The sequence below is a fragment of the Flavobacterium sp. R1_16 genome (genome assembly GCF_057652095.1).
This window is the reverse complement of sequence record NZ_JBYFCG010000006.1, coordinates 84,650-96,115: the sequence shown is the minus strand read 5'-3', so window position 1 is coordinate 96,115 and position 11,466 is coordinate 84,650. Positions and strand designations below refer to the sequence as shown.

The window sequence follows — 11,466 nt, the reverse complement described above, 5'->3', positions numbered from 1 at the left end:
TTAGTTTACAATTAGCTTTTTAGTAACTGTTGCCTTATCATTGTTTAGGGTAATAAAATAAAATCCTTTACTCAAACCATTAACTTGCAATTGGTCATTTATAAACTGGGGTTTGTGAATTCTGTTGGTTACTTGCCCGTTGAGATTGGTAATAACGATTTCATTCCAAGGTATGCTTGAATTAATTGTTACAACATTGTCAATGGTAGGATTTGGGAAAATAGAGATGGAACTTTCATATTCAAAACCCTTGTTGCCTAAGACCGCAGGCCATCTATTTTGTGCTGCAGGTCCACCCCAAATGCGTGTGGCTAAATAAGGGTTGTCAATAAATGGGTTTCTGTTGCCTTGTCCGTAAAAGTTGGAGGCATTGCCTAAATAGGTATTTCTGTTGTCTTCATACTGCGAAACAGGATCGTCTGCATTCCATTGCAAGAATAACTGTATCATATTGGTATCGGTAGCCACTACTGGACCTGTTCCAACGTTTATAGGTAAACACTGTGTAGGGTAGCGTAGATACATGTACATTATCATTCTAGCTATATCTCCTTTCCATTCATCGCCGGGATACCAATTTGCACCAACAGTGGCAGAGTTGCCTGAACCAGATGCATATTTTCTACTGCCACGCATTGCGTTTCGGTCTACATCGGCGGCTCTTACATGATGGGCATCAGTACCAGGACCCGGTGTTGTGGTTACTAAATCGGGTGTACCTAAACTTAAAGCGTATATGTGTTCTCTGTTCCAAACACATTCTGTTAGTGGTGGAGAGGCAGGTTGGTCTGCTTCTCTGTGTCTCTTTCTGTGTTCGCTCCAATTTGGGAAAACACCATAATCTGTCTCGCTGGTGTATGTGCAAATGCCACTGCTAAATCCATAAATCAAGAAAACATTGATTGCATCGGTAGGGTCTCTATCAACAACTTGAATGGCATTTTCGGTTTGAAAATATTCTAATAATTTGGTGTGTGTGGTTGTAATTTTTGTGGCTAAAGCAGTTTTTAGAGCATTTCCATTTAATGTCCAATTAAAGCCATTATAATATGTTGCGGGTGCTCCGTTTTGTGTGAATCCTGTAAAATAAACGGATAACAATAATGCAATACTAATTTTCTTCATTTTAATGTGTTTTTTTTCCGCTCTACGAATGATACAATTTCTAAAAAGACATAGTTAACGGATTGAGGTATTTGTCTTAATAGACCAAAAGTATTCAAACAATTTATAATTGCCAATTATTATGTAATTTTCTTTTAAGTTTGATAATGATTCCCTTTAAATTCTAAAGATTTCGTATTAAATGCATGTAATTGATTTTAGATTTCTTGTATAGAATCTTAATCTAGGTCGAAAATGTAGTCACAGCCCACAGCGAAGCGAGTGAAATAATCACCCATAGCGCAATGCCTTGCAAAAGAGGTTTGTAACCCACAGAGCGTAATACTTTTTGTGATAAACCGCAACCAATGAGAAAAAGAGTTAGGGTTAAACCAGATTTTGCCATTGCTGTAAGGTAATGACTGTACTGTTGTACCAAAGGGCTGTAGGTATTGGCTATCATAGCTATTATGAAAAGTCCAATAAAATAGGGAATTTTGATTTTACTGCTTTTGTTCTTAAAAAGTACAGTTGAGAATAATGCTACTGGGATAATCCAAAGAGCTCTTGCAAGTTTGACAGTTGTAGCAACCTCCAAAGCTTGTGTGCCAAATTTATTGGCAGCCCCAACAACTGAACTAGTATCATGAATGGCTATAGCCGACCAGAGTCCAAATTGAGTTTGTGACAACTTCAAAGCATGACCAATAATCGGAAAAAGAAAAAGTGCTATGGAATTGAGTATAAAAATGGTGCCAAGTGCTACCGAAATTTGTTTTTCTTCAGCCTTGATTACGGGAGAAATAGCAGCAATGGCACTTCCTCCACAAATGGCTGTTCCTATTGAGATGAGGTAGGAGGTGCGTTTATCAATTTTTATCAACTTGCCCATGAAATATCCTATGATGAGTGTGCCTATGATGGAGGCAATGGTGAAAAAAACGCCTTCTTTCCCTGCTTTCATGGCACTGCTAACATTCATTCCAAATCCTAATCCAACAACAGAAATTTGAAGTAAAAGATGCGTGGCTTTGTGGTTGAGATGCAAATAAGGATGCCCAATGAATTGCGCAATGACTAACCCCATTAACAAGCCAATAGGAGGTGTAATAAAAGGAGATAGACACAATACAAAAGCCAAAAGGAAGATGAGTTCACGAGTGGTTATGCTGCGGTCTAATACACTTTTCTTTTTGGGTGTTTGCATTGGTGTTTTTTTAGTACGTGTAATTTTTCTTCAATACTAGTTCTGACATTCGGATGAGCTATTTCTTGACTGTGAAGAAATTATTTTGCCTCAAAGATACAATATAACAAAGTTATAGTAAAAGCCATTTTTTTATCAGTCTCTTATACTTATATTTGAAAAAAATAAATCTGTAATGGGTAGAGCCTCTGCTAGTAAGTGGATAATAAATTCTAAAATTGCTTTAGTAGCACTTTTGATTTCCGTTTTTTCCATTGAGGCGCAAACGCTCACAAGTAGTAATTTACCTATCGTGATTATTTCTACCGATAAAAATCCGAATACGAATCAACCTTTTGAAATAGTAGATAATTCTCGAGTTTTGGCTTCGATGAAAATTATTAAGCGACCCGATGGAAGCAGGAATTTTTACAATGACCGTACTACTGCAGAATTTCTAAATTATGATGGGAGAATTAGTATCGAGATTCGTGGCTCTTCTTCACAAGGTTTGTCTAAGAAGCCTTATGGATTAACTACTTTAGAATCAGATAATGCGAGTAACAATAATGTAAGCTTGCTGGGAATGCCCAAGGAGAATGATTGGATTCTGAATTCATTGGCTTTTGACCCATCACTTCTTCGTGATTATTTATCCTATAATTTATCGAGACAAATGGGTAATTATGCACCTAGAACGGTTTTCTGTGAAGTTGTAGTAAACAACGAGTATAGAGGATTGTATTTGTTGCAAGAAAAGATAAAGGCAGATTCTAACAGGGTCGATATCGTCAAAATGGAAACCTCCGACAACACTCTTCCTAATGTTACGGGTGGTTATATCACCAAGGCAGATAAAACTACTGGTGGAGATCCCGTGGCTTGGACAATGCCTTCTTATGCTTGGTCACCAGAATTTATTCATGATTTGCCCAAACCTGAGGAGGTTACTTCTCAGCAAAATACGTATATAAAGGGGCAGTTTTTTAGTTTGGCTACAACCGCAAACAGTGGTAATATCAGCTATATTAATGGTTTCCCTTCAGTTATAGATGTGCCAACTTTTATTGATTTTATGATTTCAAATGAGTTGGCTTCAAACGCAGATGGATATCAGTTTAGCACTTTTTTTCACAAAGATAGGAATGGGAAATTAAGAGCAGGCCCAATTTGGGATTTTAATTTAACCTATAATAATGACTTGCCAGGATGGAATGTTAGAAGTAAACCAGATATCTGGCAGTTTTCGGATGGAGAAAATGATGGAGCAAAATTTTGGACAGATTTGTTCAATAATACAACGTACAAATGTTATATGTCTAAAAGATGGAATGCACTTATACAAAATGGACAACCTTTGAATTACTCCAGAATAGCTACATTTATAGACCAAACTGTGAATACAATCAGTGAAGCTGCCAACAGAGAGAATCAAAAATGGGGCACACTATCAGAATTTTCGATGGAATTAACCAAATTGAAATCATTTTTATCTACCAGAATTTCATGGATAACGAGTAATTTAGGTTCATTTTCAGCTTGTAATTCGGTTGCTGTTCCTTCACTTGTTATTACAAAAATTAATTACAATCCAGCGACTTCATCTAATTTTCCTGAAAGTAATGATTTAGAATTTATTGAAATTAAAAATACTGGAACCACTACTGTAAATTTAACAGGAATCTATTTTAGAGAGCTAGGTGTCACCTACAATTTTCCTGCAAATTCTACTTTGATGGCTAACAAAAGTATCTATTTGGCGAGTAATTCAACCGTTTTTACCTCCAAGTATGGGTTTGCACCTTTCGGGCAGTTCACACGAAATTTATCTAATAGTTCAGAGAAATTAGTTTTGGCTGATGGTTTTGGAAATGTTATTGATACTGTGGAATATTTTGATAAATCACCATGGCCAGATGCTGATGGAAGCGGCAATTATTTGCAGTTAATCAGTACGGCATTAGATAATAACGTAGCTTCAAGTTGGATTGCTTCATCAGGTGAGTCCTTGTCAACTACTTCTTTTTCTAATGCTACAAGATTGTCTATTTATCCAAATCCAGCGAGCAATAGTATAACTATTGACTCCGATACCATGATTAAATCGATTAAAATTTTGAATGTTTTGGGAGCTGTGATTTATAAGTCTCAGCCAAAATCGAATAAAGTTACCGTTGACATAGAATCGTATACTAGTGGAGTTTATATGATTTCAGTTGATGATGCTTTGGGCGCTACAACCAAAAAGTTTATAAAGCAATAATCTATTATGTCCTTGCTAAAAAAAATAAATGCTAAAGCCAAAGCAGAGATTAACACTGGTTTCGGAACCAGTGCCAGTAATTATGGTGGACGTTTTATCAATAAAGACGGCACAGCAAATATTGAAAAACGAGGAATAGGATTAATCAATAGAATTAGTTGGTATCATACCATGATTGGTTTGCCTCGATGGAAATTCATGGTTGTTTTGCTACTGTTTTATATTGTCATTAATTTTGTTTTTGCCACTATTTATTACGGAATAGGAATTGAATACCTTAACGGAATTGACCAAAATGGCTCTGAATGGGCGAAGTTTGGAAAAGCTTATTTTTTCAGCGCTCAAACCTTCACAACGGTAGGATACGGACATATCAGTCCTAACGGTTTTTTAACTAGTGCTCTGTCGGCTGCCGAAGCTTTGATTGGTTTGCTGAGTTTTGCTATTGCAACAGGGTTGTTTTTTGGAAGATTCAGTAAGCCCACAGCTTTTTTAAAATTTTCTCACAATGCTCTTATTGCACCTTACAAGGAAGGTACTGCTCTAATGTTGAGAATGACACCCTATAAGAACACTAATTTTACAGATGCCGAGGCTAAAATTACCCTAGGAATGAGTATTGAAGAGAATGGAAAAGAAGTCAATAAATTTTACAACTTGGATTTAGAGTTTCATAAAATAAATTTACTTTCTCTAAGCTGGACATTGGTTCATCCTATTACAGAAAAAAGTCCGTTGTTTAATTTTACAAAAGAGGATTTTGAGAATACTGAAGGTGAAATTTTAGTGTTTGTCAAAACGTTTGATGATATGTTTAGTACCATAGTTGCGACCTCTACATCCTATACTTTTAAGGAACTTATTTATGGAGCTAAATTTGATTTAATGTATTCTGAAAATGAAGATAAGACTAAAACAATTTTGCATTTAGATAAATTAAATTCATTTCAATTGGTAGATTTAGATCAATCTATTTAACCAAAAACTCTGTTTTAATTGTTACTGTTTTGGATATTTTTGAAGTAATAATTTCAGGAATTGTAATATCAAAATCGTCTGTGTTGATAGTAAACTCAGCGATGATTTCTAGACGGTCTTCAATTTTTCTTAAAAAAGCCTCCGTATGAATTGCCTTGGTTTTTCCACGAATTGTTAATTCGCCATTGAGTTCAAATTTTTTTGGAGCACTTCCTATAATATTGATGTTGAATCCTTGAATGTATCCTCTAAAGTTTGCTTTTGGATAGTCATTGCTTTCTATGTAATTGGTATTGAAATGCTCTTCCATTAGCGGAAGTTTGAATTGAAAATTTTTTATGAGGGCGACACAATTTATCACCCCAGTTTGAGTGAGTACTACGCAGGAAACATTTTCGTTTGTGGCTCGAATTTCTTCAAATGACGGAACCGATGCCTCGAAAACAATTTTGCCCTTTCGAGTATTCATTTTGTTCTGAGCCAACACAAATGTTGTCATAAGCAAAAGACCAAATAGAACATACCTTTTCATCACAATTTGCCTTAGATTTACATTACAATTTGCCTTAGATTTACATTAAAGTTAGTCAAAAAACAACACGGATATTCATTACGATTAAGAATATCGATAAAGAAATAATTTTTTAGTTGAATGACCGTTAAAAAGTGATTTTGACGTTGTATTTTTTAATTTCTTCCAGTAGTTCAACAGAAGAATAATCTAGGGTTTCCTCGTGTTTATCTCTTTCTTTTCTCACCGCAATTCTTTTTAAGCTTTTATAAAATCGTCGGGTTTCATCTTCTCCAGAGATAATTAAACCAGGAACAGCTACTGAATTTCCAAATTTATCCTTAGCAACCATTGTGAAGTAGGACGAATTGCAATGCTTTACTTTACCATTTTGAATGTTTTCAGAATCTACGCGAATGCCAACCACCATAGATGTTTTTCCTACATAATTTACAGAGGCTTTCAAGGTAACCAATTCCCCAATTTCAATAGGATTCAAGAAGTCTACCGTATCTACAGAGGCAGTAACACAATAGGAACCAGAATATTTTGAAGCGCAGGCAAATGCTATTTGATCCATTAGTGATAAAATATAACCACCGTGAATTTTGCCGTTAAAGTTGGAGTGGGAGGGCAACATCAGTTGCGAAATCGTAATTTTTGATTCGTTTACAGTTTTGAAATCCAAACTCATTATTTAAAATTAAAAGGTGATTTTTCTTTTTCTACTTTTACCACAAAATAGTGGCTTTCTCCCCACCATGGAAAGGTTTTGTATCGTTCTTTATAAGTAACTTTTACATATTGTCCTTGTAACTCGTTTAAATCGTGAATGACTTTTTCATCGCTATCCAATACGGAAAAAGTAAAGATGTGCGAGCCTGTAATTCCACGACTTATTTCTCCTTCCCAAGTTTTAAAGAGAATTCCTTTGTGGCTCAATTTTATTAATTCTCCTGCGCGAACACCTTCACTGTATGAGGCATAATAAACAAATGTGAAATAGACACTAATTCCTAGAATGGTGGTCAGTAAAAAATAAATAAGAATTTTTCTCATTTTTCTTAATTTAAAAGTTCATGTTCTTCTGTTTCAGAGCGTTTCAGGATATTTTCAGGTAATGATTTTTTAGCTTTGGCTCCCATTTTTTTCAATTTTTCGACACTTGTGATGAGGTTTCCTTTGCCTTCGACCAACTTGTTCATGGCTCCGCTGTATTCTAATTTACTTTCGTCTATTTTTTTACCAATTTTAATTAAATCAGCAACAAAACCCTCAAACTTATCATATAAAGCACCTGCTTGTCGAGCAATTTCATAAGCGTTTTCCTGTTGTTTTTGGTTGGTCCACATACTGTCAATAGTTCGTAAAGTAGCCAATAGCGTAGAAGGTGTTACGATAACAATATTCTTTTCAAAGGCCTTGTTGTACAAACTTGCATCCTCGTTTAGAGCGGTGGCAAATGCGGGTTCGATAGGAATAAAAAGCAATACAAAATCAGGACTTTCGATTTGATATAAATCTTGGTAATTTTTTTCACCCAATTCTTCTACATGATGTTTTATGGATTTGACATGTTCTTTTAAATAGCTATTTTTTGTAGTATCGTCTTCTTCATTTACATATTTTTCATAAGCGGTCAAGGAAACTTTGGAGTCGACAATCATCTTTTTGCCATCGGGCAAATTAATTACCACATCAGGAAATACTCTTTGTCCATCAGTATTAGTATGCGATTGTTGCACTTCATATTCTCGTCCTTTTTCCAATCCTGATTTTTCTAAAACGCGTTCCAAAACCAATTCTCCCCAATTTCCTTGCATCTTGCTGTCACCTTTGAGTGCCTTAGTAAGATTGATAGTCTCCTTACTCATTTGCTCATTCATTTCTTTCAAGCCTAGAATTTGCTGACGCAAAGCCGCATGATAGTCGATGCTTTCTTTATGAGTATCTTCAACTTTTTTCTCAAATAACTGAATTTTATCTTGTAGCGGAGTTAAGATGTTTTTTAGGTTTTCCTTATTCTGTTCGGTGAATTTATTCGATTTTTCTTCGAGGATTTTATTGGCTAAATTTTCAAATTCTTTAGTAAATTTTTCTTGTAATTTTTCGACTTCTTCTTTTTTTTCTTTGTTGCGTTCCCAAAGATTTTCAAAATCGACTTCTTTTTTCGAAAGTTGAATGGCGAGACTGTCTTTTTCGTTTCGAATCACCTCTTTCTCAGATTTTTCGAGTTCCAATTGTTTTTCAAAAGAAGCTTTATCATTTTGAAATTGCTCTTTGGTAGTATCGAATTGGGAATTAAGTGCTACTAATTTTTCTTCTAAGCTAATTTTCTCCGCTTGAAATCGAGCAGAAAAAATCAGTTTTCCAATAAAAACACCAATTCCGAGGGCTATACTAAAAAGCAATAAAAGGGGAAACATATTTGCCATAAACTAGATTTGTTTAAAAAGTAAAAGTAAGGAATAATATCAATTCAAGAATTTAAAATAGGATAATTTAAAGATGTATTTTTGTGCAAATTTTAAACGGAATATGCATCGTCATTTTATTCTTCACAAGCCTTACGGTTATTTGAGCCAGTTTATTTACGAATTAAAACGGAAAAAGAAACTCTTGGGAGAATTGTATGATTTCCCAAAAGGAACCATGGCAATTGGTAGGCTAGACGAGGATTCGGAAGGGTTATTGTTATTGACAACTGATGGTAAAGTGAGCGAAAGGATATGTAGTAAAAAGGTGGACAAAGAATATTATGTTCAGGTTGACGGACTCATTACACAAGAGGCTGTTGATCAGTTGAAAAACGGAGTAGAAATAGGTTTCAAAGGCACCAAATATGTTACAAAACCCTGTACAGCTTTTATTGTAAATGAAATTCCTAACTTTGGCGAAAGAGGAAAAAAAATTAGAGACGAACGACATGGTCCTACTTCATGGATTTCGATTACAGTCAATGAAGGCAAATTTCGTCAAGTTAGAAAAATGACATCGGCAGTTGGTTTTCCTACTTTGCGATTGGTTCGTATCCGAGTTGGCAATGTACATTTGAATCAGTTGCAAGCAGGTAAAGTTATCGAAGTCGAAAATTTTGGTATAGAATAAGAATTAAACCCCAAATAAATATGTTAAATGTCGTTTTAGTAGAACCTGAAATTCCCAATAATACTGGTAATATTGGTCGATTGTGTGTAGGAACTGAAAGTCGTTTGCATTTAATACATCCGTTTGGTTTTGTTATTAATGATAAAAATCTGAAGCGTTCTGGTTTGGATTATTGGGTACATCTCGATGTGACTGAATATCAAAATGTAGCCGAATGGACTGCTCAAATTCAGGATACTTCAAGAGTTTTCCTAATGAGTTCTCATGCTACACAATCGATTTATGATGTCGAGTATCAAGACGGTGATTGGTTGGTTTTTGGAAAGGAAAGTGTAGGTTTGAGCCAAGAAGTTTTAGCGCAATTTGAGCATCATTTAAAAATACCGATGTCCAATTTGATTCGAAGTTTTAATATCGCCAATTCAGTGGCTTTTGTAGTTGGAGAAGCTAGGAGACAGTTGGCAGTTAGCAGTCGCAGTTAGCAGTTTTTACGAAATCACAAACTTTCCTTTTTCACCATCAAAAGTGATATGGTCGTCCTTAAATAAAGTAGTAAAGCTTCCTTTAGCAATAAAATTACAAGGCTGGTCTTGCAAGACATGTTCTGCAGTCATAATAATCATTTCGTCACTCAGTTGTATTGCCATGTCAATATCGTGGGTAGAAAATAAAATACATTTCCCCGTTTCGTGAGCCAGTTTTTTCAAAAGTTTAAATACAGCGACTTTGTGCAATAAATCCAAATGAGTTGTGGGCTCATCCAAAATAATTAAAGGCGTATCTTGTGCTAAAGCTCTTGCAATTAATACTTTTTGCAATTGTCCGTCGCTTATTTCATAATGCTTTTTTTGGGCTAAATGCACGGTTTGTGTCAGTTCTATTGCTTCGTCAATTTTAGATAAGTCTTTTTCATTTTGTTTCCCAATCCAGTTGGTGTAGGGTTGCCGTCCTAGTGCTATGAGTTCAAAAACAGTAAGATTGCTTGGCGGTAATTTTTCTGTTAGAACGAGGCTTAATTCTTGGGCTAATTCAGAAGGGGTGTAGGTGTTGATTTCTTTTTCATTCAAAAAAACCTGACCTTTCAGCGGTTTTTGTATTCCACAAAGGGTGCGCAATAAAGTCGATTTTCCAATACCATTAGCTCCAACGAGTGTAATCAATTTTGCTTTTTGTAAAGAAAGGCTAACGTTTTCAGCTATAGCTATAGTTCCACTTTTGGAAGGGTATCCAATGCTGAGATTTGAAGTAGAAAGTATATTCGTTGTATTCATACTATTCTCTTAATAATTAAATCAAACTTCTTTTTCGCACCAATAACCAAATCACAATCGGTGCTCCAATTATGGACGTAATAGCATTAATCGGCAAAGTAAATTCCATGCCCGGCATTTGAGAAACCATATCGCAAAAAAGCATCAAGATGGCTCCAATTAAAATGGTACTTCCAAATAAAATTTTGTGATTGCTAGTTTGAAATAGCAATTTGGCTAAATGCGGCACTGCTAAACCAATAAAGGCGATAGGTCCTGCAAAAGCGGTAATACTTCCTGCTAATAAACTAGTCGCAATAATGATACTGTATCTTGATTTTCTGATGTTTAATCCCATACTTCGGGCATAGTTTTCACCCAGTAACAATGCATCTAGTGGTTTTATTGAAAGTAAACTTAATACCAATCCGATGGTTATTACTATTGACAATATGAGAATATTTTGCCAAGATAAATTCCCTAAATTTCCCATACTCCAAAAAGTGAATTTCTGCAACTGTTCTGCAGAGCTGAAGTAGGTTAAAACCGAAACAACAGCACTTGTAAAACTACTAAACATTAAACCAACAATTAATATAGTTGCGGTATCTCTTAATCGGCTAGAAACTATTAAAACCAAAAGCAAAACCAAAAAACTTCCCAAGCATGAAGCCAAAATAATTCCATAGGTTGAAAGTAAAAGTGTTGCGAAAAATGAAGGTAAAAATGCTGCTCCCAAAATAATAAGGGCAACACCCATACTAGAACCCGAGCTTAATCCTAAAACATAAGGTCCCGCTAACGGATTTCTGAATAAAGTTTGCATTAACAAGCCGCTTACAGATAAACCAATTCCAACCAAAATGGCAGTAATGGCTTTAGGTAATCTAAAATTGACAATGATATATTCCCAGGTATCTTTGCTTGCTGTTTCTCCTGTAAGACTTTTAAAAACTTCTTTCAAAGGAATGCGCACTTGCCCGAGAGAAATATTCAATACCAATGTCAATAGCAATAGCAATAGCAAGGCAGAGAATAGAAATGTATTTCTGTTTTTGGAGTTCAA

Annotated in this window: 12 protein-coding genes; 4 read left to right on the top strand and 8 right to left on the bottom strand. The window is 35.2% G+C overall.

Annotated elements, in window-relative coordinates; all coding sequences use genetic code 11:
- Both AC23L6_RS10890 and AC23L6_RS10885 read right to left on the bottom strand, forming a co-directional pair.
- Complete coding sequence (locus tag AC23L6_RS10890; protein WP_487562392.1) at window positions 1-1,125, bottom strand: endonuclease; 1,125 nt, start codon at window positions 1,123-1,125, stop codon at window positions 1-3.
- Between the two features lie 223 nt (window positions 1,126-1,348).
- Window positions 1,349-2,311, bottom strand: a complete 963-nt coding sequence (locus AC23L6_RS10885; RefSeq protein WP_487562393.1) for a YeiH family protein — start codon at window positions 2,309-2,311, stop codon at window positions 1,349-1,351.
- 175 nt (window positions 2,312-2,486) lie between these two features.
- On the opposite strand from AC23L6_RS10885, the gene AC23L6_RS10880 reads away from it, so the two are divergent.
- Both AC23L6_RS10880 and AC23L6_RS10875 read left to right on the top strand, forming a co-directional pair.
- Window positions 2,487-4,553, top strand: a complete 2,067-nt coding sequence (locus AC23L6_RS10880; RefSeq protein ID WP_487562394.1) for a CotH kinase family protein — start codon at window positions 2,487-2,489, stop codon at window positions 4,551-4,553.
- A 6-nt stretch (window positions 4,554-4,559) separates the two neighbouring features.
- Complete coding sequence (locus AC23L6_RS10875; RefSeq protein ID WP_487562396.1) at window positions 4,560-5,531, top strand: ion channel; 972 nt, start codon at window positions 4,560-4,562, stop codon at window positions 5,529-5,531.
- Here the strand turns inward: AC23L6_RS10875 and AC23L6_RS10870 are convergent.
- The 4 genes from AC23L6_RS10870 to AC23L6_RS10855 all read right to left on the bottom strand — a co-directional run bounded on the left by AC23L6_RS10870 (window position 5,524) and on the right by AC23L6_RS10855 (window position 8,477).
- On the bottom strand, window positions 5,524-6,000 hold the full coding sequence (locus tag AC23L6_RS10870; RefSeq protein WP_487562397.1) for a YceI family protein: 477 nt from the start codon (window positions 5,998-6,000) through the stop codon (window positions 5,524-5,526). The genes AC23L6_RS10875 and AC23L6_RS10870 overlap by 8 nt on opposite strands.
- A gap of 190 nt (window positions 6,001-6,190) precedes the next feature.
- On the bottom strand, window positions 6,191-6,736 hold the full coding sequence (locus tag AC23L6_RS10865; protein ID WP_487562399.1) for an acyl-CoA thioesterase: 546 nt from the start codon (window positions 6,734-6,736) through the stop codon (window positions 6,191-6,193).
- A complete protein-coding gene (locus AC23L6_RS10860) occupies window positions 6,736-7,101 on the bottom strand; it encodes a 6-phosphogluconate dehydrogenase (protein WP_487562400.1) in 366 nt (121 codons plus the stop codon). Before AC23L6_RS10860 ends, AC23L6_RS10865 begins: the two co-directional genes overlap by 1 nt.
- Window positions 7,102-7,106: 5 nt before the next feature.
- The gene (locus AC23L6_RS10855) at window positions 7,107-8,477 is read right to left on the bottom strand and encodes a DNA recombination protein RmuC (RefSeq protein WP_487562402.1); all 1,371 of its coding nucleotides are present in this window, start codon (window positions 8,475-8,477) and stop codon (window positions 7,107-7,109) included.
- A 103-nt stretch (window positions 8,478-8,580) separates the two neighbouring features.
- Between AC23L6_RS10855 and AC23L6_RS10850 the strand changes: the two genes are divergently transcribed.
- Window positions 8,581-9,150, top strand: coding sequence for a pseudouridine synthase (locus tag AC23L6_RS10850; RefSeq protein WP_487562404.1), 570 nt, complete (start codon window positions 8,581-8,583; stop codon window positions 9,148-9,150).
- A 20-nt stretch (window positions 9,151-9,170) separates the two neighbouring features.
- A complete protein-coding gene (locus AC23L6_RS10845) occupies window positions 9,171-9,632 on the top strand; it encodes a tRNA (cytidine(34)-2'-O)-methyltransferase (RefSeq protein ID WP_487562406.1) in 462 nt (153 codons plus the stop codon).
- Between the two features lie 6 nt (window positions 9,633-9,638).
- On the opposite strand, the gene AC23L6_RS10840 is transcribed toward AC23L6_RS10845, so the two are convergent.
- Together AC23L6_RS10840 and AC23L6_RS10835 are read right to left on the bottom strand one after the other, a co-directional pair.
- Window positions 9,639-10,421 (bottom strand): ABC transporter ATP-binding protein, encoded by a 783-nt coding sequence (locus AC23L6_RS10840; RefSeq protein WP_487562407.1) that lies wholly within the window; start codon window positions 10,419-10,421, stop codon window positions 9,639-9,641.
- A 16-nt stretch (window positions 10,422-10,437) separates the two neighbouring features.
- Complete coding sequence (locus AC23L6_RS10835; protein WP_487562408.1) at window positions 10,438-11,466, bottom strand: iron chelate uptake ABC transporter family permease subunit; 1,029 nt, start codon at window positions 11,464-11,466, stop codon at window positions 10,438-10,440.